This is a genomic window from Novipirellula aureliae (assembly GCF_007860185.1).
GTDB lineage: Bacteria > Planctomycetota > Planctomycetia > Pirellulales > Pirellulaceae > Novipirellula_A > Novipirellula_A aureliae.
Genome location: NZ_SJPY01000003.1, coordinates 113,194 through 137,469 on the forward strand (window position 1 = coordinate 113,194; position 24,276 = coordinate 137,469).

17 protein-coding genes are annotated in these 24,276 nt (G+C 53.1%); 13 read left to right on the top strand and 4 right to left on the bottom strand.

All coding sequences use genetic code 11. From position 1 onward, the window contains the following. Nucleotides 1-60: 60 nt before the first annotated feature. Complete coding sequence (locus Q31b_RS09770) at nucleotides 61-2,496, top strand: DUF4159 domain-containing protein (protein WP_146599518.1); 2,436 nt, start codon at nucleotides 61-63, stop codon at nucleotides 2,494-2,496. A gap of 123 nt (nucleotides 2,497-2,619) precedes the next feature. Then, complete coding sequence (map, locus tag Q31b_RS09775; RefSeq protein WP_146599519.1) at nucleotides 2,620-3,423, top strand: type I methionyl aminopeptidase; 804 nt, start codon at nucleotides 2,620-2,622, stop codon at nucleotides 3,421-3,423. Between the two features lie 85 nt (nucleotides 3,424-3,508). Here the strand turns inward: map and pheS are convergent, their stop codons facing one another. The 4 genes from pheS to pyrF form a co-directional block, all read right to left on the bottom strand. Beyond that, on the bottom strand, nucleotides 3,509-4,552 hold the full coding sequence (gene pheS / locus Q31b_RS09780; protein WP_146599520.1) for a phenylalanine--tRNA ligase subunit alpha: 1,044 nt from the start codon (nucleotides 4,550-4,552) through the stop codon (nucleotides 3,509-3,511). A gap of 8 nt (nucleotides 4,553-4,560) precedes the next feature. Next, complete coding sequence (gene rplT, locus Q31b_RS09785) at nucleotides 4,561-4,917, bottom strand: 50S ribosomal protein L20 (RefSeq protein WP_146599521.1); 357 nt, start codon at nucleotides 4,915-4,917, stop codon at nucleotides 4,561-4,563. 173 nt (nucleotides 4,918-5,090) lie between these two features. Further along, a complete protein-coding gene (gene rpmI / locus Q31b_RS09790) occupies nucleotides 5,091-5,297 on the bottom strand; it encodes a 50S ribosomal protein L35 (RefSeq protein ID WP_146599522.1) in 207 nt (68 codons plus the stop codon). Nucleotides 5,298-5,442: 145 nt separating this feature from the next. Further along, nucleotides 5,443-6,354, bottom strand: a complete 912-nt coding sequence (gene pyrF / locus Q31b_RS09795; protein ID WP_146599963.1) for an orotidine-5'-phosphate decarboxylase — start codon at nucleotides 6,352-6,354, stop codon at nucleotides 5,443-5,445. Nucleotides 6,355-7,060: 706 nt separating this feature from the next. Between pyrF and Q31b_RS09800 the strand changes: the two genes are divergently transcribed. The 11 genes from Q31b_RS09800 (at nucleotide 7,061) to Q31b_RS09845 (ending at nucleotide 24,025) form a co-directional block, all read left to right on the top strand. Further along, nucleotides 7,061-8,698 (top strand): hypothetical protein, encoded by a 1,638-nt coding sequence (locus Q31b_RS09800; RefSeq protein ID WP_146599523.1) that lies wholly within the window; start codon nucleotides 7,061-7,063, stop codon nucleotides 8,696-8,698. A gap of 45 nt (nucleotides 8,699-8,743) precedes the next feature. Next, nucleotides 8,744-8,914 (top strand): hypothetical protein, encoded by a 171-nt coding sequence (locus Q31b_RS28105; RefSeq protein ID WP_197171294.1) that lies wholly within the window; start codon nucleotides 8,744-8,746, stop codon nucleotides 8,912-8,914. A 107-nt stretch (nucleotides 8,915-9,021) separates the two neighbouring features. Then, nucleotides 9,022-9,246 (top strand): DUF4339 domain-containing protein, encoded by a 225-nt coding sequence (locus tag Q31b_RS09805; RefSeq protein ID WP_197171296.1) that lies wholly within the window; start codon nucleotides 9,022-9,024, stop codon nucleotides 9,244-9,246. 81 nt (nucleotides 9,247-9,327) lie between these two features. Continuing rightward, nucleotides 9,328-11,235: a DUF4129 domain-containing protein gene (locus Q31b_RS09810; protein ID WP_146599524.1), complete on the top strand. Its 1,908-nt coding sequence runs from the start codon at nucleotides 9,328-9,330 to the stop codon at nucleotides 11,233-11,235. After that, a complete protein-coding gene (locus Q31b_RS09815; protein ID WP_146599525.1) occupies nucleotides 11,228-13,357 on the top strand; it encodes a serine/threonine-protein kinase in 2,130 nt (709 codons plus the stop codon). Before Q31b_RS09810 ends, Q31b_RS09815 begins: the two co-directional genes overlap by 8 nt. A gap of 159 nt (nucleotides 13,358-13,516) precedes the next feature. Then, the gene (gene ppc, locus Q31b_RS09820) at nucleotides 13,517-16,294 is read left to right on the top strand and encodes a phosphoenolpyruvate carboxylase (protein WP_146599526.1); all 2,778 of its coding nucleotides are present in this window, start codon (nucleotides 13,517-13,519) and stop codon (nucleotides 16,292-16,294) included. Further along, nucleotides 16,291-16,521: a hypothetical protein gene (locus Q31b_RS09825; RefSeq protein WP_146599527.1), complete on the top strand. Its 231-nt coding sequence runs from the start codon at nucleotides 16,291-16,293 to the stop codon at nucleotides 16,519-16,521. The genes ppc and Q31b_RS09825 overlap by 4 nt, the downstream gene beginning before the upstream one ends. Nucleotides 16,522-16,648: 127 nt before the next feature. Next, nucleotides 16,649-17,644 (top strand): ZIP family metal transporter, encoded by a 996-nt coding sequence (locus Q31b_RS09830; protein WP_146599528.1) that lies wholly within the window; start codon nucleotides 16,649-16,651, stop codon nucleotides 17,642-17,644. A gap of 492 nt (nucleotides 17,645-18,136) precedes the next feature. Further along, entirely contained in the window at nucleotides 18,137-19,642 is a 1,506-nt protein-coding gene (locus Q31b_RS09835) for a TolC family protein (protein WP_146599529.1), read from the top strand. After that, complete coding sequence (locus Q31b_RS09840) at nucleotides 19,635-20,879, top strand: efflux RND transporter periplasmic adaptor subunit (RefSeq protein WP_146599530.1); 1,245 nt, start codon at nucleotides 19,635-19,637, stop codon at nucleotides 20,877-20,879. Before Q31b_RS09835 ends, Q31b_RS09840 begins: the two co-directional genes overlap by 8 nt. Nucleotides 20,880-20,965: 86 nt before the next feature. Further along, on the top strand, nucleotides 20,966-24,025 hold the full coding sequence (locus Q31b_RS09845) for an efflux RND transporter permease subunit (RefSeq protein ID WP_146599965.1): 3,060 nt from the start codon (nucleotides 20,966-20,968) through the stop codon (nucleotides 24,023-24,025). Nucleotides 24,026-24,276: the final 251 nt, after the last annotated feature.

Here is a 24,276-nt window from a genome sequence, read left to right on the forward strand (position 1 = left end):
GAAGCAAACAGGTGCCGGAGCAAACAGGTGCCGGAGCAAAATACGATGAGTCAAATAACGATGCAACGTAAAGATCTTAAACGTCTGGCCAGAGTTGCGGGAGGACGCAGATGGCGGATAGCCCATTTTGTATGCGGTTTGCTCGTCCTTGTTTTACCTAATCTGTTTAATCCGCCTGTTTGTGCTCAAGGACGTGCGGTAACGGTCGATCCGGCTAGCGTGCAACGGGCGATTGATCGCGGAGTCGCCTACCTTCGCAAGTCGCAAACCGACCGTGGTGGATGGAACGAGTACGGCGGCCAATCGTGTGGATTATCGGCGTTGTGTACGTTATCGCTGCTCAATGCAGGTGTTTCTCGTGACGATCCAGCGATCTCCAAGGCGATGAAGTACCTGCGTTCCTTTGAGCCGAACGAGACCTATTCGGTGTCGCTGCAAACGCTGGTCTATTGCCAATTGGGGGCGACGGCTGATTTGCCGCGAATTCGGCGAAATGTATTGTGGCTGGTGCAAAAACAAAATAAAGAGGGGGATGGTCGCCGTCGCGTTGGTGGTTGGAGCTATGGTCAGCGGATCGGTAGCGGAGATCCTTCCAATTCCCAATTTGCATTGTTGGCACTCGGGGCCGCAAAGGATCGTGGGATCGAAGTCGATGCCGAAGTCTTTGAGCGCGCACTGGAATACTGGATCGTCCACCAACGCGATGATGGTGGATGGGCATACGGCAGCAGTCAACCGACGACGGGAAGCATGACGAGTGCTGGAATCGCATCGATCATCATTTCTCGCGGTGGCGTTTCGGGGACCAGTTCACGAATCCAAGGTGGGCGTATCGAGTGTTGTGGCAATCGTGGCGAAGGTGACGATCCGGTCGAATCGGCATTGACATGGATGGGCGACCATTTTTCGGTTGAAGTCAATCCGGGCGGCGATTCGATGACATTCTATTACTACCTTTACGCGCTCGAGAGAGTCGGTCGTTTGTCGGGGAGACGGTTTATTGGCGGCCACGATTGGTATCGTGAAGGAGCCGAACAGTTACTCGAACTGCACGATCCCTTCCAAGGATTTTGGTCGGGTGCGGCACCGATGGAAAACAATCGCGACATCGCCACATCATTCGCTCTGCTCTTTCTAAGCAAGGGAAAACGCCAAGTCGTCGCAGGACAATTGCAATACAAGAGCGACCGAGCCGACGCTTGGAACTCACACCCCGCAGGACTGAAGCAATTGGTTCGCCAAGTCGAGCGAGATTGGGGGCGTGATTTGACATGGCAAACGATTCGCGCGGAAGACGCAGACGGGCAAATCGTCAGCCTCGAGTCCCTGCTGCAAACACCTGTTCTGATCATCCGCGGCCGCGAAACATTGCGTTTCCCCAATTCGTTGATCGAGGTGTTGGGCACCTACATCGAACAAGGTGGCACCATTTTTTTTGAAGCCGATGGCGGCGACGGATGCGGAGATGCGTCCGCGTTCGAAGCGAGTGTGAACGAACTGTGTGCGAAATGGTTCGAGGGTTCGCGTTTGGACCGGTTACCACCAACGCACCCCGTATGGTTCGCTGAACGTGAGGTGCCACCATCGGCGATAACGAATATCGACAAAGATTTTTGGGTTTATGGAGTGCAGGCTTGCTGTCGCACGGCTGTGTTCTATGTTCCCAATAGTTTGTCATGCCGTTGGGAATTGAGCGATTCGATCCATGGTTCGAAAACCGTAAACGATAACGTACGAAGCCAGATCGATCTTGCTTTACGGATTGGTGAAAACGTGATCGCTTATGCAACGGGCCGTGAGTTAACCGACAAATTGGAAGAGCGGATGGTGATCGACGGAGGCGACCCCCCCGAGCCGAACCGTACGACGATCGAAATCGCGATGTTGTCGCTCGGGGCGGGGGGTGAAGAAGCGCGTCGAGCGATTCCCAACGCAACGGAGCTGATTCGGCAAAAACTGAAAATCGATCTCTCGGCTGCGAAGGAGCCGGTGGGTCTCGATGCGAACACGTTAAGCAATGTGCCAATTCTTTGGCTGCATGGACGGACCGCTTTTCAATTGACCGATTCCGAACGGAATGCGCTACGGGAATACATCGAAAACCAAGGCATGGTCTTCGCGACCTCGATTTGCGGCAGCGACGCGTTCAGTGAATCGTTTCGCCGCGAGATGAGCCTTGTTCTACCTGATTCGCCACTCCAGCGAATGGATCCGTCGCACCCCGCATTCACACCGGCGGCCTATGGTGGTTTCGACATTCAATCCGTTATGATTCGAACCCCCAATGATCGTGGACGCAGCCAAGTCATCCAGACCCGCAGCAGTGTCCCGGAGATCGAGTACGCCGTCGTCGATAATATGGCAGCCGTCTTCTTTTCGCCGCTCGACGTTAGCTGTGCGTTGGAAAGTCCAAATTCGGTGCAATGCCCAGGCTATTCGACGGAAGATGCGGCGAAGATTGTTGCCAACATGGTTTTGTACGGACTAAACCAATAGTTGGCATTTTTGATCAAAACACTTTTGGAGGTTGGCGTGGTTTGTTATGATCTCTGGGTAGGCGGGCGTGGATCTTGTAAACGGCTTGTCGATCAAAGAAGAAACAACCACTGAGAAATCTTGATGTTAAAGAAGCAGAAGAAATTAATCCTGACCGAAGGGCAGCAGGATTCGATGCGACGTGCAGGACGGGTGAACGCGCGGTTGATGGATTTTTTGCGGCCTCACATTGTTGCCGGTATCAAGACTCAACAGATCGATGACCTCGTCGTTCAATGGACCAACGATCATGGGCACAAAGCGGCTACATTGGGCTACCAGAATTACACGAAGAGTTGTTGCACGAGCGTCAATGACGTGATCTGTCACGGCATTCCAGATGGCTACGAGCTTCAGGATGGCGACATCATCAATGTCGACATTACCACGATCGTCGATGGCTGGCATGGCGATCAAAGTGAAACCTTCCTGATTGGCGACGTTTCAGACGAAAGGCGGGCCGTGACACAGGCCGCATTCGATTGTCTCTATATGGCGATCGACGCACTCCAGCCGGGGTGCCCCGTGTCGACCATCGGAGAGGTGATTGTGCCTGAAGCGGATCGACGCGGGTTCACGGTGGTTCGTGAATATGTCGGTCACGGCCTGGGACGCCAATTCCATCTTGACCCATCGATCCCCCATTTTCCGAACCGGGAATCTCGCAAAGATCGGTTGTATCCCGGCATGTGTTTTACCGTTGAACCGATGATCAATGCCGGATCGCGTTACACACGTTGCGATAAGAAAGATGGATGGACGGTCCGCACCAAGGATGGGAAACCATCTGCCCAGTTCGAGCACACCATTTTGATGACCGACAAAGGGCCCGAAATCCTAACGCTGACCGAGCACGGCCCCCGACGAGGCCATCAGTTTATAAAGTAGCCGCGTCTCTCCGAGACGCGTGAGTTTTTGTCTCTTGGTCTCTAAAAGATGCTGGGATTTTGTGTCTCGGAGAGACACAGCTACTTTAAAACTGGCTTAGAAACCGCATGTCGCAGCTGTACAGATCACGGATGTCGGTGATCCCGTGGCGTCTCATGCAAAGCCGTTCGACGCCCAGTCCGAATGCAAAACCGCTGACCTTTTCGGGGTCGTAGCCGACCGATTCAAAGACCGCGGGGTCAACCATTCCGGCGCCACCAAATTCAATCCAAGTCCCGTTCCAAAGGAAGTCGACTTCGACGCTTGGCTCGGTAAACGGAAAGAATGAAGGGCGGAAGCGAATTTGGACATCACCACCGAGATAGTTCGTCGCGAAAACTCGCAAAACGGTTTTTAGATTGGCCATCGTCACATGCTCATCAACGTACAACCCCTCCATTTGGTGGAACATGGGGAAATGCGTTGCGTCGGGATCGTCGGGCCGATAGACGCGACCGAGTGAGATGACGCGGATCGGTGGCGATTGATGCTCCATCACACGGATTTGCACCGTGCTGGTTTGGCTTCGCAGCAATTGTTCGCCTTCGACGTTGCGATCCGAAGTTGTCTTCTCAGACGTCGTTTTGGCGGTCGCCAGGTAAAAATTGTCAAGCGGATCGCGTGCGGGATGGTCTTCTGGGATGTTCAACGCAACGAAGTTGTGCCACGGGTCCTCGACTTCAGGGCCTTCGGCAGCCTCGAATCCCATCCGCCCCATGATCTCCATCAAATGGTTGATCGTTTGGGTGATTGGATGGACGTGACCGAGTTGCGGCCGGATACCAGGCAAGGTTGGGTCGAACGTCGGGGCAAGCGAAGATTGGTCGCCGCCACCTAAACGTGCCTTCGATTCATCAAACGATGCTTGGACCTTTGTCTTGAACTCGTTCAATCGCATCCCAGCGGTTTTTCGATCGCTCGGATCGATTGCGCCCATTTGCTTTTGAACATCCTTGAGCGCACCTTTTTTCGCCCCCAAGTAGCGAACGCGAGCCTCCTCGAGTGAGTCTGCATCGTTCGCTGTCTCGAACGCGTCTAAAGCTTGTTGCTGAAGATCGTCAAGTGTCGATAGAAAATTCGATAGCGACATGGAATCGATTAGGCCGCAAGAACTTCTTTAACTTTTTCACACACTTGCTTAAAGCCGTCTTTGTCATGGATCGCCATTTCGGATAGCGTTTTTCGGTCCATTTCGATGTTGGCTTTCTTGAGTCCGAAGATGAACTCGCTGTAGCGAATGCCGTGTTCGCGAGCAGCCGCGTTGAGGCGCACGATCCAAAGTCGGCGGAAATCGCGTTTGCGAACGCGACGGTCGCGAAACGCATACACGCCACTACGCAGCAACGTTTCCTTGACGGTCCGCGTCAGCTTACTGCGGCCTCCTCGAAAACCTTTGGCTCGCTTAAATAGACGCTTTTTGGACTGCCGACGTGCAGATCCTTTGGTGGTACGCATAGCTGAATACTTTCTTTTTCTAAAAGAGGCGGACCAACAGAATCATCTGTGTGGTCCCTCGGTTCAGGCCCCAGCGATCGTTTCGCTGATGTTTCTGCCCAGCCGATTGGTTTCGTTCAATCTCGTGTTGTCGCAGAAGTCTTGACGACCTCCGTTACGTTTTTTGTTAGCGCTTAGTTACTGTAGCCGTTCAGAGCTGCTTGGATGGTGGATTCCATGGACTCGTGCAGAGCGGTCGTGCCACGCAAATTACGGCGGCGTTTCTTGCTCAATCCTTTTGCCAAGTGGCTCGTGCCGCTTTGACGGTGCATTGCTTTACCTGTAGCCGACAAGCGGAAGCGTTTTTTCGTTCCCTTGTGTGTTTTTACCTTCGTGCCCATTGAATTATCCGATTGGCTCGTTGTATTGAAAAGTAAATCTTAACGTGTTGTGTTGCTTTGAAATCAACTGTCTGCTGCCCTTGCCGTACTTATCGGGCCTGCGGAAGGGGAGAATCTTAACGAATCTGTCAAGTTTGGGAAAGTCCTACCGAGAAAAACGTTGGCGGAGCACTTCGTTCATTTCGTCGGTCGCCTCGGAAACGGCGTCTTGCCAGCGACGATCACCGTATTTTTCGGCATATGGTGCTCGTCGGTGGGCGAAAATGAGGTTCCTGGAGTTGTTCACGATCGCACCGCTGCCGTCGCTATCGAACCCCGCCAGCACATCTTTGGCACTTCCCCCTTGGGCTCCAAAGCCAGGAATCAGGATCCAACTATGCGGCATCGCCTTCCGCATTGCTGCTAATTGTTCGGGGTAAGTGGCCCCGACAACCGCTCCAACTGGCCCATAGCCGCTCTGCCCAATTCGATCCTGGTTCAATTCGGTAACCAATTGGGCGACTCGTTCGTAAACGGTTTGCCCATCGGTAGCACGGTCTTGCAACAACCCACCGCCAGGGTTGGATGTCTTGACCAGCACAAAAATGCCGGCTGCACGGCGGTCGCAAACCTCGACAAACGGTTCCAAGCTATCCCGTCCTAGATAAGGACTCACCGTCAATGAATCGCAACCCCATGGACTGGTCTCTCCCGCTCCTAGATAGGCCTGAGCGTAAGCGGTCGCGGTGCTGCCGATATCGTTTCGTTTTGCGTCGCCAATCACCAACAGTCCCGCAGCCGACGCGTAACGAAAAACTTCGCCAAGGGCCACCATCCCAGCAGGCCCGAGCTGCTCGAAGAAAGCCGCTTGAGGCTTGACACAGGCAACACGATCCTTGACGACGTCAATGATCTCGCAGCAAAACTGGCTATAGGCCGCCGCTTGAGCGTCAGCAGCTCCACTATCGGCAAGTTTCTGTAGCGACTCAGGCAACTGGTCGAGCCTCGGGTCAAGTCCAACGCAAGTGACCGAATGGGTGCGGCGAACGGCGTCGGCAAGACGATCGGCAAAGGGAATCGATTCGGATGAGTTCATAACGGTCGAGTGATAGTTGTAGGATTGGCTTCGAGCCGGTCATGCTCTGCGGCAAAGGCAAAGCCAGAACGATGACACGCCTTTTGTCTACACTTTCGATCTTTTCGTCAAGCACTCAGCACCCTGTTTGCCTTGCAGCTTGCAGGATTTGGGACGTGCCACTTCTCCGATATCGATGGAGTTTGCAAGTTCAAGGCTGATTGCTTGACCCGTTATAAAATTGTGGCTCTTCAGAAGAATTTGTGGGTGAAAAGGAAGTTGCGGAAGATTTTTTCTTGATGTTTCCTACCCTTTCCCAATCGCATGTTTTTTGACAGTTTCTTTGCTAGAGCTTTGTCAAAATATAGCTTTCGAGTTACGTTTTTTTGTGGCTGTGGCTTCCCAGCCGCAGAACTGGGGCTGGAGGCCACCGTCACGTTATTCCGCATACCGCACCCTCAATGAAAATGGTTGAAGCATGAATCATTTTGCTCGAAGGATAGGGCCGAACAGAGTTTTCCATGATCGTCGATCGTTTTTTGTGGTAGAAATTTTGATGCGTGCGAAACGAATCATTCATGACCAATCTTTTTCTAGCTAATTTGTTGTGCCCCGGCTCTCGCGGAAGATCACTGGACCGATTTTGGACACCCTCGCGATTTTGGTCGACCGTCTTCCTCTTCGATTCCTTCATACCGAACAAAAATCAATGAACTTGGTGAACACGATCCCGCTGTCATCGCTATTCGTTCTGTCGTTGGCGTCGATCCTTCACGCCGCTGGTGGGAAATTAACCGTAACCGTTTCTGACGAGGTGACGGGCCAGCCTACGATCGCCAGGCTGGAGATCTTTCGTGGCCAGCCAGGTGAAAAATTAATGCCGATGAGGAAAGTTGTCGCCTCGAGCGTATCGCCGTCGGCCACCAGTCCCAATAGTGTGGGCGTCGTTATCGACCGTTCGCTTGAATTGTCTTTTCCCGACGGTATCTACTCGTTTCGATTGACTCGCGGCCCGGAGTACCGAGTTATTCGAGGAAATTTTGAATTGGAACGCGAGAGTTTTGACGACCACCATGTCGTACTACCTCGAATGATTGAAATGATCGAGGATGGATGGGTAAGTGGGGATGCCTGTGTATTGCCATCGCCCAACAGTTTGCCTCTGAGGATGGCATCGGAAGATTTGCATGTTGCGGCCGTGATTGGGAGACAAGAGGCCAAGCCGATTCCTGGACGCGATCGAAGGGAGGAGATCGAGCATTCGCCAACATGGATTCGAGACGATGTTGTTTACGATCAAGGTCTGTTGTACTACGGGCTCTCGGAAACCAACGAGCTTGTGAAAACGGAGGAGCTTGTGAAAACGGAGGGGCCCGCGGAAACGGAGGGGCTTGTGAAAATGGAGGGGCTCGCGTCCTCGCGACTAGCCAATTTGCCTCGTCAGAGCGAACGCGTTCGCGTTGCCATCGAGAACCCTTTTGCTTGGCCGTTGCCGGTTTGGATCGCCAGTGAACGGATTGATGGGATTTTTTTACTGGGTGATTGGCTGCAGCCGGATCGAAAGCGGATCTCGGTAGAAGAGGGACGCAATCCGGAGGAACCGCGGACGAAGGATCCAGCGGAATTGGGACGTTTTGCAACGCAGATCTATTTCAAATTGCTGGAAGCTGGAATTCGCTTGGTGCCCTTAGCCGGCAGCGGCAATCAGGGAAAAGCGACCTGCGTCGGCTACAACCGGCTCTACGTCAACAACGAAGACACTACCTACACCTACCAAGCATCCGAAGAAAATGGCCTGGCAACGAGAATGGAAACCGCGGAGAGTTGGTGGGATGCGGCTTGGAAAGGAAAGAGTGTTGTGACGAACGGCCCCATGTTGAAGCCTCGCTTAGAAGGCCAAGTTCCTGGTCATGTTTTCTCAGCACGTTCAGGCGATGCGGTCCGTTTACAACCAGAGCTTCAGTTGTCGACGCGTGACCCTGTCGATTATCTCGATGTCGTTTGCAATAACCAAATTCATTACAGCGCTCGGCTCGATGAATTTGCTAAAGCGGGCGGCATTATCCCGCCCTTGGAACTGACCGAAAGTAGTTGGGTGGTGTACCGCGTTGTCACGCTTTACGAAGATCATTACCGCGCGGCATTGAGTGCACCTTGGTTTATCGAATTTGATGGAAAGCCGAGGAAAACAAGCCAAGCCGCAAAGTATTTTCGTGATTGGTTGTCCGAGTACGAGGCCATTTTGATGAAATTACCGCCTCAGGAGCTGGCCAAACACGTGCCTTACATTCGCTCCGCCCGAGCGTTTTGGGATGCTCGGATTTCTGATAGTGACGGCAATGAATAGCTAAACCACGCGGCCCTGCGGACTGGCGGTTTATTGGACAACCGAATGCTGTGCGACAAGCATGCATTCGATTCCGATGCCTCCGCCAGCAAGGATTTCTTGCCAAATCGCTTGAATGGAATCGCAGAGTCCGTTATCTTGGCTTTAAGTGTCGCGAAACTTCCCTTGTGGCCAGGGGACGCGATTGTGGCTGGATCACGCTACAATGAACGCTGACTGGCAATTGCCAACACGCCGCAATCAAAACGGGTTATACTAACGTTGGGCTGTTTTCTCAGGACGCTTACGATATGATTCGCAAGACCCGTAAAACGAGGTAAGCCATGGGCGCTTCATGGTACTACATGACAACGAGCTGGATTCGGAAGACCCGAAAGGTCGGTCCGATTTCAGAGAGTGATCTATTGATGCGGATCGATCAGGGTAAGATATCACCCGAGACATTGTTGCAAAGCTCGAAGACTCGCGGCAAGTGGGTTCCAATGAACGCCATCGGGCCGGCGATCAAGCATTGGAAAAAATCGCATCCAGAACAAGTTGAAGAGTAACCGCCGATTACAGCAACGACTGCACGCAAGACGGTTTCGGATTATGCGGCGATCGCGGTATCGCCACTGTTGATCTTTTTAATGATTAGCAGTTTGGCAAACTTCTTAATGCTAATCCTCTATCATGGCAGCTATCCCGAGCGCACCGCTTGGACTCTTTTGATGTTCACCATGGGCGCGGTCGCTACCGCTCGCATTGCAATCGAGAATAACCGCAGCTACGCACTTGGGTATCTGTTCGTTCTCGGTGCGGTCAGCTTCTTCGCCATGTGGCGTTTGGTTCAATCGCCTGTCTTTAGCTTGTTTATCCTCTCCTTGATCGGCTATCTAGCCGATCGCATCGTTCACGATTGCACGCTGATTGATGAATCGGTTGACGCCAGCGGTCAAGGGTTGGTCGACAGTGGCCGCTTGTTTGCACGAGCCAAAATACAAGAACATCGACAATCGATCGCTAGCGGCGACAAAAAAGGGTCACCCTTGGCAACACCGAACACCGCCAAACGGAATATGGCGCAAAAGAAGACACATCAGCCGGGCAGAACGGTGATGTTCTTAGCGCTCGCCGCCGTTCCGCTATTCGGCTTTGGGCAGTTCTTGATACCGAGTGATCCAGCCACTCATGCCCGTTCGTTGTGGTTGTTGGCGGTCTACTTGTTTGCCAGTCTATCGTTGTTGGTGGCGACCAGCTTTCTCGGGCTGCGTCGGTACTTGAGACAACGAGACGCCGAGATGCCCAATAACGTCTCGGTCGCATGGTTGGTGGGTGGTTTGATATTGATCGCATTGATTCTTGGGCTTTCCTACTTCGCACCTCTTCCAGGACAAGCCCTCCTCTCGATGAAAATGCCTGAGTTCTTGAAACCAGATACCGATTTTGAATCGAACCCATTTGGCTGGGGCGACGAGGCAGCAGAAAGGAGCAAGAAGGGGAGTCGGGGAGAAGGGGAGTCGGGGAGAGAGGGAGAAGGGGAGTCGGGGAGAGAGGGAGAGGAGCAGGAGGGAGTCGGTAGTGGTGGAAAAGCAAAGCCAATACCCGATTCTTCTGGGAAGTCCAACGCGTCTGAAAAAAAACAATCATCGGACTCCCGCGAACCAGCTGGTAACGGAAAAACAGAAGCTTCCGATCAAAGCCAATCTGGCAAACCGAGTGAGGGTGGCAAACCCAAATCGGATTCGTCCAATCCGTCCGATCAAAAACAAGCGGGGAAACCAAGCGACGGTGGAAAGCCACAATCGTCCGAGCAGGAGCAGGCCGGTAAAGCGGGCGAGGGAGAAAAGTCAAAATCAAATCAGTCAAATCCATCCGATCAGTCAAATCCGTCTGATACGAATAAGCCATCGGATACGAAAAAGCCGTCGGATCAACAGCAAGCCAGCGACACGAAAGACGAAGGAAATCAACCGTCTGGGCAAGCGGGGCAGCCTGAGCCGAGGTTTGGGGAAGAGCAGCCGCCTGATAAAGAGTCATCGTCGAATTGGATGAAGTCGATTGGGACAGCGATCGCGCTACTCGGGTCACTTTTACGTTTTCTGTTAATACTGGGGCTTGCTACCATCGTCGCTGCTTTTCTTTGGCTCAATCGGGATGCGATCATGCAATGGTGGTATTCGCTGTGGAACCGTTCGACCGCAGAGGATGATAATTTGGGGGAGGCCGCAAAACCATTGGATTGCGTCGTGCCGCCGCGACCATTTTCTTCGTTTCGAAATCCGATTGGAAGGGAGAACGATCCACGGAAAGTGATTGTCATCACCTTTCAAGCTCTGGAAGCTTGGGCTCGTGAGCAAAACGTCGATCGCAGAAAAGATGAAACACCGAACGAGTTTTTGAAGCGGATGGCGGCCCAGAACCCGCGCATCGCTACGGCTGCACTTCAGGTGGTCGATGGTTACAATCGTGTCGTTTATGGTAATAGCGTCGCAAGCAAAAAAGACATTGCGGCTGCAAAAGACGTTTGGCAAACGATGAGCCAACCCAATGTTTAATCTCGCCCTTGAAACGATTGGTGATTGGTCGCCGAAGCGATCGCGATCTCGGCAACTGGTGGTGCTGTGGACTTTCTGCTTAGCCGCGACGATTGTGCTATTAGGGTTGTACTTTGCCGTTCAGCGATCGATGCAGCAAATGGCTCGCTCCACCCTTGAGACCATTCTTGACGCAAACATTCGAGCCCACCAAGCCTACCTTTACGAGCGAGAAAGCAAGGGTGGGGAACTTCTGCGCGATCCGCAACTTCGCTCTCTCGCCGTAACGCTGCTTTCCCGCTATGGCCGATCGACGGCATTGTCGGACTCCGCTCTAAAGGATGACACGGACTTTCATCTGCTCCGCGATCGAATCGCCAACGCCGTCAAACAAAACGAAACGCATTTTTCGATCGTTCGATGGGGACTTTTTGATATGGGAGGTCGATTGGTCGTTTGTAGTGATCAAAGTTTACAAGGTCTTCCATTCCAACTCCCCGATGAGTCCCTGAGGCGAGTGATCGAACGAAAAGTCACGTTCACTCGGCCATTCCAGCCAAAGACCGATTCAAATTCGAATGAAGAGCTGGGGATGTTTTACACCCCAATCGTGGCTTTGCTCGTTCCGATTTATGAGTCGTCACGTGTCTACGGCAGTTTGGCTTTGATGGAATGGCCCGCTGGGGAATTCGCCGATGAATTCGCCGAGGGATTGGGGTGCATGGAAATGGCTAATGAAGCGCACGATTCAACAAGCCATTTGTGTCAGAGCGAAACCTACTCGTTTGATCGTAGGGGGTTCATGCTAAGCCGAAGCCGATATGAGCCCCAACTTCGCGAGCTGGGATTGATGGGATCGGATCCTTCGTCAACACCGATCTTGCAGGTTCGCATCGTCGATCCTGGTAGGGAACTTCGCAAGTCCGAAGCTCCGTTGCCGCCGCTGACATCGTGTCCACTCACCAAAATGGCTGATCATGCGACTCGCGGTGCGACGGGGAATAACGTAGCGGGCTATCGTGATTTTCGAGGCGTTTGGGTCGTTGGAGCATGGAAGTGGATGAGAGAGTGGGGCTTTGGAGTCGCGACCGAGATCGAATATGTCGATGTCTACAAGCCACTCATTTGGATGCGGCGGATCGTTGGCACAATCGTAGGCCTACTAGCGGTTACCGCTGCGACATTGTCAACCATTGTCGTGTTTCCGCAATTGATGTCATCACCCCAGGGAGAAAAGGATTCGGTTCGTCAATTGGGACGCTACCGGCTAAAGCGTTTGATCGGAAGTGGAGCGATGGGATCGGTTTACACCGGTAGCCATGAGCTAATCAAGCGAGACGTTGCCATCAAGGTATTAGAAGCCGACCAATTGACCTCGATTGGTGCGGCTCGATTCGAGCGTGAAGTTCAATTGACAGCGAAACTTCGGCATCCCAACACGATTGCCATTTATGATTATGGACGAACCGAGGAAGGCACATTCTTTTATGTCATGGAGTATCTGAAAGGGATCACATTGCAAGAATTGGTCGACCACTACGGTCGCCAAAGTGCTGATCGAGTCGTCTATCTAATGTTGCAAGTGTGTGGATCGCTTCGTGAAGCCCACGCGTGTGGTATCGTCCATCGTGATATCAAGCCCGCCAACATTTTTTTGACCGCGCAGGCGGGGGTTTACGACTTCGTGAAAATGCTCGATTTTGGATTGGTCAAAGAGACGTCAAGAGACAACGTGGAATTGACACAAATCGATTCGATCACTGGCACGCCAATGTACATGTCCCCCGAATCGGTGCGTGATGCATCGACAGCCGATGCTCGTAGCGACCTGTACTCGGTGGCCGCGGTGGGCTATCTATTGCTTACGGGGGTTCCCATTTTTGACAGCGGTCCGAGTGTGGACATCTGTTTGAAACAACTCAACGAATTGCCGCTGCGTCCCTCCGAACGGATTCAATTGGAAATCCCCGACGATTTGCAAGATATCTTGATGCAATGTTTAGCCAAAGATGCCCAGAAACGCCCCGCTTCGATCGATGAATTGGCGACCGCACTTAGCCACTGCCGCGACCACGGCGGCTGGTCATCCGAGGACGCTCGCCGATGGTGGTCCGATATCGCCGTCACGGCTGATCAAAGCTAAAACGCCATCACTCCTTATCGATGGGCCATCCGCCGCCGCTTGATGCGTGATAATTGTCGTCCTGGGTTGCTCAGGGCGTACAATGATCAAACCAATATCGCAAATTCCTCCTCCACTCACTTGACGCCTAGAACCTTTCAACCGATTGCTTTTTGAAGAATGATTGTAAAACACGAGGATAAATTGAGGAACGAGATTTCGTTTCTCGGTACGATGTTAGGTGAAACGATTCGCCAAATTGCGGGCGATAAGGCGCTCGAGGAACTTGAAAAGCTACGACGCTTATCGTGGAATCGACGCAGCGGTGGATCAGACGCCGAACAATGGATGGCCGATGCGATCGCTTCGCTCGATAATGACATGCTTCGGGTCATCATTCGCGGGTTTAGCGTGTTTCTCGATCTGTTAAATCTTTGTGAAGATCGGCAGCGAGTCCGAGTGCTCCGCCAACGCGTTCGAGACACGTACCCGGATCCTCAGAGCGAGACGATCCGCCAGGCGGTGCTACAGCTAAAAGCGGCTGGGACGACACCAGACCGAATGCAATCGCTGGTCGACCATTTGAAAGTGGAATTGGTTTTTACCGCTCACCCGACGGAAGCGAAACGCAGAAGCATTCGCGACAAATTGCGGCGGATGCGTGAATTGTTGGGCGAGTACGATAACGCTCAACTGCCGCCTGAGAAATTGCAAACCGAGAGACAATTGCGAGGCGAGATCGCAAAGCTTTGGCAGACCGATTTTATTCGTCCATGGCGTCCGTCGGTAATGCAAGAAGTTGGGCGAGGCTTATCATTCAAACCGGTTCTATGGCAACAGGTGCCAAAGATCTTTCACGAGTTTCGCAAAGCGCTTGCCTTTAGTTTCGCGGACAACGTCAAGCTCGATCAACCCTGTTTGACGTTTGGGTCTTGGATCGGTGGCGACCGCGACGGGCATCCGGGTGTGACCGCAAAAGTGACCCAAGAAACGTTTTCGTGGCTACGTCATGCTGCGATCGAGTTTCATCTGCAAACGTGTCGCCAATTGTTCGATTCGCTAAGCCTGTCCCAGCGACAAGTTCAGTTTTCGTCATCGTTATTTGCAGCCATTGCCAGTGCGACTCAGCGATGGCCGTTTCTAACGAAGCGAATTTCAGAACTGCCGCCCAATGAACTATGCCGTCGCTGGCTATTGATCATCCGCTATCGCCTCGAGCAAACGCAAGCGATTTCGCTGGTCGAAGAGAGCGTGTTACCAGCGGATGAGCGAGAGAACTTGTCGGGTGGTGGGGCCTATGAATCGCCTGCCGAACTGCAACTCGATTTGGATATTTTGCTCGACGCGATTCGACATTGCCCGAGTGGCGTTTTTGTCTCCGAAGAGGTTCAAGTTTGGCACGACCGTATCGAAGCATTCGGCTTTCATCTTGCCAAACTGGATGTGCGTCAAGATTCGCGTCCTTACAGTGAAGTGCTCAACGAGCTGCTCAGATCGGCAAAGTTGTGCGACTCACCCGAAACGCTCGATGAGGCGGGGCGTCAAAAATTGTTAGTCGATACGCTCGATCAGAAATGCGTGTTTGATCGAAAGAGCCTTTCGGAGCTTGCTTGCGATACCTTGGATTTGTTTGATTTGCTACACCGAGTTAGCAAGGTACATGGGCACGATGCGCTCGGAGGTCATGTCGTGAGTATGACTCGCGTGCCGAGTGACATTTTGACCGTGCTGTGGTTGTGGAAACAAACGTCTTCGGCGTCGGACCGAGAAACCGGTGCGTATGTATTGCCGATCGTACCTCTGTTCGAAACGATCGATGACTTGGAACATGGGCCAGACATTTTGACGGGATTGTTTCGTGTGCCGGCCTACCGTGAAGTCGTCAAGCAGCAGGGAAATCGCCAAACGGTGATGCTGGGTTATTCGGATAGCACCAAGGATGGCGGATACTTGTCCGCGTGTTGGTCTCTGCAGAAGGCTCAGCAAAAATTGACATCGGTCGCCAAAACCGAGAACGTCGAGTTGACTTTCTTCCATGGTCGCGGCGGATCCCTCGGACGCGGCGGTGGACCGACGGCACGCAGTATCTTGTCGCTGCCGGGCGGCACGTTCCACGGGGCCCTTCGCTTGACCGAACAGGGCGAGGTATTGGCGGATCGGTACGATGATCCAGCGATTGCGCACCGTCACTTGGAACAAGTGTTATGGTCTGCCTTGATGGCCAGCGGACGTCCGGTTTCCGAAGAACGCTCGGCGTACAACGAAACGATGGAAGCGTTAACCAAGGCATCATTTGAGAAGTATCGTGAATTGGTGGAACAGCCGGAGTTTGTCGACTTTTTCCGGCGAGCAACGCCTGTGTCGGGGATTGAACAATTGCCGATCGGTTCGCGTCCTTCGCGGCGACGTGGCGGCAATCGTTTGAGTGATCTGCGGGCGATTCCTTGGGTCTTTTCATGGACCCAATGCCGATTGTTGATTCCCGCTTGGTACGGTTTAGGTTCCGCGATGTTAGCGTTGCTTGAAGACCCGACCATGAAAGCGACACTTCAGGAAATGTATAGCGAGTGGCCCTTTTTTCGAGCAACGATTGACAATGCGGAACTAGCGCTTGCCAAGACCGATTTGGAAATCGCCAAACAATATGCCAGTTTGGCGAATGATACCGAGGGGCTTCAAAATATCTCGTCGATGATTTTTGATGAGTACGTTCGTTCACGGGATGCCGTGTTGGCGTTGACGCAGAGTAAGGATTTGCTCGATGGAACACCGTGGTTGAAGGAGTCGATTCGAGTTCGCAATCGCTACATCGATCCATTGAACATGATACAAGTTGAGCTGATCCGCCGTGCGAAGCAATTTGATGTAGACGATACGAGTGACGAAGCGGAAGAGGTGCGCCACCTGACTCGTTTGACGATCAATGGACTCGCATCCGGAATGCGAACGAGCGGATGATGCTAGTAGACGAGTCTCAACGGTTCTGGTTTGCTTCGTTGGCAGAATTGCAGATCGCCCTCGGCCTCGATCCGCTCGATCAAGCGATGGGAGTATCGAGTTTGCCCGAATCGAGACGACCAGGACCAGAGAGTTCGTCGGCTCCAATCGAAGTCGAAGTGAAAATCGTAACGAGGTGTTGGAGTCCAGGCTTTGGCCGAATCACGCGTCCCTCGGAAATCGCCTAACGGCTACACTCCAACCATTGCGGCGATGCAAATGGGCGTCCGGTCCAAGGCACCATAGGCAATCGTTTGACAATGGCTTATCTTTTTGTGTTTGCCATTGCTGCCGATTTTTCCCGAGCCTGCGTTCATGTTTTCAGCCGCCAGTCTTATTTTTGTCTACTGTGTTCTGATTATCTTAGCTTCCATCGGCGGCGGACATCTGCAGAATGTCATGCGGATGACACACCTACGGACTCAGCTTTTGATGAGTAGCGTTGGTGGGTTGATGTTGGGAATCTCGCTATTGCATTTGCTGCCGCACGCCAGTACGACGCTGGCGTCGAGCGCAAAAATGGGTTACGGAGCCTTGACCGGTTTGATCGTGATGTTCCTGCTCATCCGGCTCTTTCATACGTGTGATCATAGCGTGCCCGTGTCAGTCGATGATGCCGATACGGTTTGTTCGCACGGTCATGTTCATTCCGATCATTCCCACCACGAACATGAACACGATCACGACCATTCTCATGAACACGATGCCGAGTCTTACGCATGCGAAGAAACCGAAAAGCAAAATCAGGTGGTGAAGGGAATCAGTTGGGCGGGGCTATTCTTTGGACTCGCACTACATACCCTGGTCGACGGAGTTGCCTTGGCGAGTAGCGTGATTGCCGACAATGTGCATAGTCCGTGGTTGGGATTAGCCGGTGTCGGAACCTTTTTGGCCGTCGGGCTCCATAAGCCGCTCGATGCATTTGCGATCACATCGGTGATGAACAAGCAAAATTGGTCGCTTCGCGCCCAAAGCATCGTCAATATTTTGTTTTCGCTGGCCTGTCCGATTGGTGCTGCGTTGTTTTACTTCGGTGCGGCTCGTTTCACCGATCAATCAGCCGTCCTGGGATGGGGACTAGCGGTTTCGGGTGGCTTTTTCATCGGGATCGCCTTGGCCGACTTGTTGCCTGAAGTTGCCTTTCACGATCACGATCGTGGTAAACTGACCTTGGCGTTGTTGTTGGGAGTGGGGATTGCCGTTGCGATCGAGAACCTACCGGGCCACGACCACTGCGACGATTCGCACGATCACTATTCAAGCGAACCGGCGTCAAACGATACCCAAGCACTGCCAACCTCCGATTCGTAATCATTGGCCGGGTATCATTGGCCGGGTATCATTGGGCCGGGTATCATTGGGCCGGTTCACCCGCGATGATTCATATGAGCAGGCGAAATTTCAGTAGTTCGTTGGATTCAAAGAGTTTGTGTGAACCGTTTGGGAAATACCCTGTGAATCGGCCGTTTTCGCGATAGCGGCCTGTCGATTTAATCGTTTAACGCTTAGCCGAAGGCGTCAGCTTTTCCATAATCGGTCGCCTATGGCTTGGCGTTAAACAATCAGTCGAGTCAAACCGATTAAATCGACAGCCCGATAGCCATGGTTCGTACGACAACTTACGGAATCGTGGCAAACGCTGGGCTGTTAAAAAGTGGGGATTGACACGCCATCTGGGTCAATGGTTTTCGTTCCGCTTGAATGATTCTGAAAGGATTGCGACACGTACCAGAAGATGGGTAAAGACCAGATCAAGGGCATTGACCTTGTGCGAGAAATGGTCTGGATCGTACAACGTCGAACATGTCCGTTTTCGCACGATTTTTTGATAGATTTTCTTGGTGGCCAGTGGCATTGTTGCTGCTGGCGGTGGTTGGATGCGCGAACCGCGAGGTTGTGGGGAAGTTTCGAACGGACGATCCCGCTCCCTTTTCAGCTAGTGGCGACTTCCCGCCTCCCGACCGTTGGTGGCAGGAATTCGATGATCCACAGCTCAGTTATTGCGTCAATGAAGCTCTCGGCGGCAGTTTCACATTGGCGGCTGCCCGGCAACGCCTTGGTGCCGCAAGCGCGATCGCTCGCCGAGAGGCATCCGATTTCTTTCCCGACATCAATGGTGTTGCCAATGCGACGACGCTATTTGGTCCTGGAGAAACCCGGCTGACTTCACGATTGGGACTTGATGCAGCTTACCAAGTCGACGTATGGGGCGAGATCGAGTCGCGAGTCGACGCCCAGCGGCTAAGAGCTGCGGCGACTCGCGAGGACTATCATGCATTGGCACTAACGCTTTCGGCCGAAATCGTAGGTACTTGGTTTTCGCTGATTGAAGCTCACGCCCAGGTTTCACTCATCGAGGAACAAGTCGACACGAACAAGACCGGACTTATTTTCCAAGAATCTCGTTTTGGGAAGGGGCTGATTCGCAGTGCCGACGTGCTTCGCCAACGTCAACTGGTCGAATCGACTTTGGAGCAAGCTGTTGTTGCGAAATCGCGAATCGAAGTGCTTGAACACCAGATGGCGGTGTTGCTGGGCGAACTTCCACAGACGGCTCGCTACAGCCCAGGCGAGACGCTACCCGAATTGCCCCCTCTGCCAGCGACGGGGTTGCCATCGGAATTGCTTCGCCGCCGCCCCGATGTTCGCCGTGACTATTTGGCGTTCAAAGCGGCCGATCGGGACTTGGCCGCTGCGATTAGCGCCCAGTATCCTCGTATCAGTTTGACCGGCTCGGTCTTAAACATCGCCGAACGTCCCGAGACCGTGTTCCGCGATTGGTTCCTTTCGATTGGCAGCCAATTGGTCGCACCGTTGATCGACGGCGGTCAACGCCGAGCGGAGGTCGACCGCACGGCGGCGGTGACTTGCGAGCTGTTTAACGAATACGGTCAGACGATGTTGATTGCGTTTCAGGAGGTCGAGGACAGTTTGGCTCGGGAGCACTACCAGATCGAGCGACTCGAGCACCTCGAAGCCCAGGTTGAACTCGCCCGTCAGGCGTCAGAGCAACTTCGCGAGCAATACTTGATCGGAGATACCGACTATTTATCGGTTTTGACGGCAATCACGGCCCAGCAACGTTTACAGCGCGAGATGCTTTCCGCCCAACTAGAATTACGATTGATCCGGATTACCCTATACTTGGCCTTAGCTGGCGGTTTTGATGTCAGCCCGCAAGACGATTTCGTTTTGAGTGTTACCGAACTGGATGAATTGGAAGAACCTGTGCAAAATTCCACCGAAAACGAGATTTCTGCTGTCGACGATTCGATCATCGCAGCGGAGGAGATGATCTTTGATGAGTGATGATTCTCGCTCGCGGGCGAAATCGTCAAGGACACGACGTTGGCTAAGCTTTTTGGGGACTGCGATCTGTTGCCTCGCGATTTTAGCAGGCGCTGCGGGTGCCATTGTCGTGATCAACCACACCGAACCGACTGCAAAGCAAGTCAATGCGACCCGCAAGTCCGCAGCTTTGGTCGAAACCTTGGTGGTGGAACGCGGCACCTACCGTCCTAAAATCGTCGTCCTGGGAACGGTCGAGCCCGCTCGCGAGATCGTATTGGGATCTCGGGTCGGGGGTCAAGTGATCGAGATGTCGCCAAATTTTGTACCGGGAGGGATGGTCGAAAAGGGAGAATTGTTATTGCGAATCGATCCCGCCGATTTTGAAAACGAATTGTCGATCCGCAAAAGCGAACTCGAACAGAAAGAAGCTTCACTGAAAATTGAAGAAGGCCGTCAAAGCCTTGCCAAAAAGGAGCTCGAACTGTTGGAAGCAACCATCGATGACACAAATCGTGCGTTGGTGCTGCGTGCTCCGCAGATTGCGTCGATCCTGGCGGAAGTCAACGCAGCCGAAGCCGCCGTCGAGCGCGCAAAGCTAACGCTCGACCGATCGAACATCGTGGCACCGTTCGATGCTCTCATCATGAGCCGGAGCGTCAATGTTGGCTCTCAGGTCTCGCCCGGCGACGACTTGGCTCAATTGGTTGGCGATCGTGAATACTGGATCATGGCGGCCGTTCCGGTTCGCAGTCTGCGGTGGGTTCAGTTCCCCGATTCGGATACGGAAGGATCGAACGTGATCCTGCGTAACCCCGATGCCTGGCCTCCGGGGGCTGAACGTCATGCAGTCGTTTCACGGATGATCGGCATGGTCGACGAAAGAACTCGTTTGGCTCGCGTGCTGATCACGGTCGCCGACCCGCTAGGAAAAACGACCCATTCGCCACCATTGATTCTGGGATCGCTGATTGAAGCCGAAATGGAAGGACGTGCTATCGAGGATGTGGTTCGATTGAACCGCGATTATGTCCGCAATCAAGATACCGTTTGGGTCATGCAAGATGGCAAATTGCAAATCCGTGAGGTCACGGTCGATTTTCGCGACGCCGATCATGCCTACATCAGCAAAGGACTCGCAAGTGGTGAGGAGGTCGTGATCACGACGCTTGCTACGGTGGCGGACGGAGTGGGGCTTCGCCGCATCGAAGGGGACGATCTCGGCGACGAAGACGCTGCCGAGGAGGTTGCCGAGTGAGCGAAAAACAGACGAATCCACCGAGCGATGGGCCGAACAGCGATGGGCCGAATAAGGCTCGTTCACTCGGAGGGCCCATTGCTTGGATGGCTCGTAACTCGATCGCGGCTAATCTGTTGATGTTGCTGTTACTTGGCGGAGGCGCCTGGACAGCCGTTGTGATGCAGAAAGAGGTTTTTCCGCAATATCAACTCGATGTGGTCGAGGTCTACGTTGGCTATCCTGGTGCAGCACCGGAGGAGGTGGAGCAGGGGATACTGCGACCGATCGAAGAAGCGATCCGCAGCGTCGAAGGTGTACGCGAAATCACCAGTCAAGCGCGCGAAGGGCGTGGTCAGGTTTTCATTGAAATCGTCGCTGGCGAGCAGCGCATGAAAGCGTTTCAAGACATCGACCAAGCGATCGGTCGCATCCGTACCTTCCCGCAACAGATTGAGCAACCCGAAGTGCGATTGCAATCGCGTCAACAAGAAGTGATGCAAATTGCGTTGTACGGGTCGATTGACATTTGGGCTCTACGGAAGTTAGCGGAACAGCTTCGTGATCAATTGCAGTCGAGCGACGAAATCACGCAAGTCGAATTGCGGCGTGTACCGGCCTACGTCACTCACGTCGAGATTCCTCGCAGCCGACTACGTGAATATGGCTTGACGTTGTCCGACGTCGCCGACGTCATCCGGACGGCCAGTCGTGACGTCGCCGCAGGTTCGGTACAAACGAATTCGGGTGAAGTTCTCCTCCGTGTGAAGGCGCGAAAGCAATGGGCGGATGAATTTGCAGCGATCGAGGTTGTATCCGGGCGTACAGGTATGTCGGTCGCACTCGGTGACATTGCCACGCTTCGCGATGGGTTTGATGATGTCGGGTTTCATTCTCAATTCAGTGCCACGCCGTCGGTTGAGTTGGATGTGTTTCGCGTGGGCTCTCAATCGCCGATCGAGGTGGCCCAAGCGGTCGAGAAGACCATGCATGAGTTTGAAGCGTTGCTACCACCCGGCGTCAAATGGCGAATTGATAGTAATGATGCGGAGGAGTTTCGGCGACGACTGTTCCTTGTGCTCAACAATGCGGCGTTGGCCGTGGTCATTGTGATGGTGATTCTGGCATTATTTCTCGAATTCCGATTGGCGTTTTGGGTGATGACGGGGATGGCGATATCGTTCGTTGGCGGGATTCTGCTCTTGCCCGTTGTCGGCGTCAGCATCAACATGATTTCACTTTTCGGCTTTTTGGTGGTGCTCGGGATTGTCGTTGATGATGCAGTGGTGGTGGGCGAGAATGTCTATGAGAAAAGGCAAACCGAGGAAGACAGCGAGGTTGCTGCGATTGAAGGGACGCGTGATGTATCGGGACCAGTCGTCTTTAGTATTCTGACAAACATCGTTGCGTTTGTCCCATTATTGTTCATTCCCGGCGAAACCGGAAAGTTCTGGGCGCCTCTCCCGATCGTCGTGATCATCGTCTTATCGCTTTCCTTGCTTGAATCGCTCTTTATTCTGCCTGCCCACTTGGCTCACGCCCGTAAGGGGAGACGAAGTCGAACCAGTGTCGGCGGGCGTCTGCATCACGTTCAACAGGGGTTCAGTGCATTGTTCAACCGGTTCGTTGAATGGAGTTTTGGACCGATATTGAAATTGTGTTTGCGATTCCGCTACGTTGTCGCGTCGATTGCGTTAGCTCTTTTCATCATCATTGCTGGCTATGCAACGAGTGCACACATGGGAATGATTTTGATGCCCGCAGTCTCGGCAGATGAGATTGAAGCGGGGGTGCGAATGCCGGTTGGGACCACACCGGAACAAGCAGCCGAGATCGCCGAGGCGGTCACCGCCGCAAGCATGAGGATGTTCGAAGAGCATAACCTCTACGAGGTTGCCGAGGGAATAAAAACAAACGTGCGAGGCGACAGCTTCATTGACGTGGAAATTGTTTTACGACCTCCCGACGAACGAGACATGACGGCGGACCAAGTGATCGATTTGTGGAGGGAATCGATTGGTGATCTGCCGGGAGTGAACCAAGTAACGTTTGAAGCAGAACGGGGCCCCGGTGGCAGTCGTCGAGACATCACGATCGATTTTAGCCATCGAGATATCGATACGTTGGAAAAAGCCTCCACCGCCTTCGTCTCGAGGGTAAAGAAGTATTCGTATACCCGTGATGCCAGCGATAGTTACAACCGTGGCAAGACGCAATATGACTTTAAGCTTCGGCCCGAGGGACGAGCGTTGGGGTTGACCGATGAAGAGCTCGGCGAGCAATTGCGGGGCGCCTTTTTTGGATCCATGGCACTTCGATTGATTCGTGGCACCAATGAAATTGAAGTTCGCGTCAAGTTGCCCGAAAACGAACGTCAAGACATCTACAACTTAGAGGATTTAATTATCCGAACTCCATCGGGAACCGAAGTACCACTGTTGGACGTTGCCGAATTCGACCGCAATGTAGCGTTTTCGTCGATCAACCGCCGCGATGGCCGTCGGGTCATCAGCGTTTCAATGGACGTCGAACCGAAACGAGCGGCTGGACAATTGCTCGATGCATTAAACAACAAAGAACTGCCGCAATTACGCGAAGATTTTCCTGGGATCACATGGAGTTTCGAAGGTAGCGGCGCAGAAATGCGGGCGGCGACCGCTTCCTTGTGGGGATCGTTCTCGCTGGCACTCGCGGTGATCTATTCGCTGCTAGCGATTGCGTTTCGCGGTTATATTCAACCCTTGATCGTTTTGGTCGCGATCCCGTTTGGCATTGTTGGTGCCGTGATCGGGCATGTGTTGCTCGGGTACGATTTGTCGCTGGTCAGCTTTATGGGGGTCATTGCCCTTTCGGGGGTCGTCATCAACGATTCACTCATCATGATCGACTATGCCAACCGGCGTCGCCGCGAGTTTTCAGCCCATGAAGCGATCACGCAAGCGGGATTGCGTCGTTTCCGCCCCATCATGCTGACCACGTTGACCACCTTTGGCGGTCTGGTGCCCCTGATTTTTGAAAAGTCGCTGCAAGCGCAGTACATCATTCCGATGGCAATTTCCCTAGGTTTTGGGATCATGTTTTCAACCTGCATTATTCTGTTGCTCGTCCCTTGCCTATACCTCATCCTTGAAGACATCTACTCGCTCGTGAAACCGCAGGCGTCCTGATGCTTTATCATGCTTTTTCGTGGCGTAGGCTTTTAGCCTGCGTTTTCTAAGAGTTACGAGTTGGCAGGCAGGATGCCTACCCCATGTTCAAATGTTGGCAAAGCACCCGTGCTCTCTCATTGTGGCGAACCAGGGTATCCAAGGAACGCAGCGCTGAAGATTGATATGGATTTGCCGATCGATGGGATGCTAGTCTGAAGGCTGAATCCTCTTCGTATTCCACTGAGATTGAAACCCAATGACACTCGTTT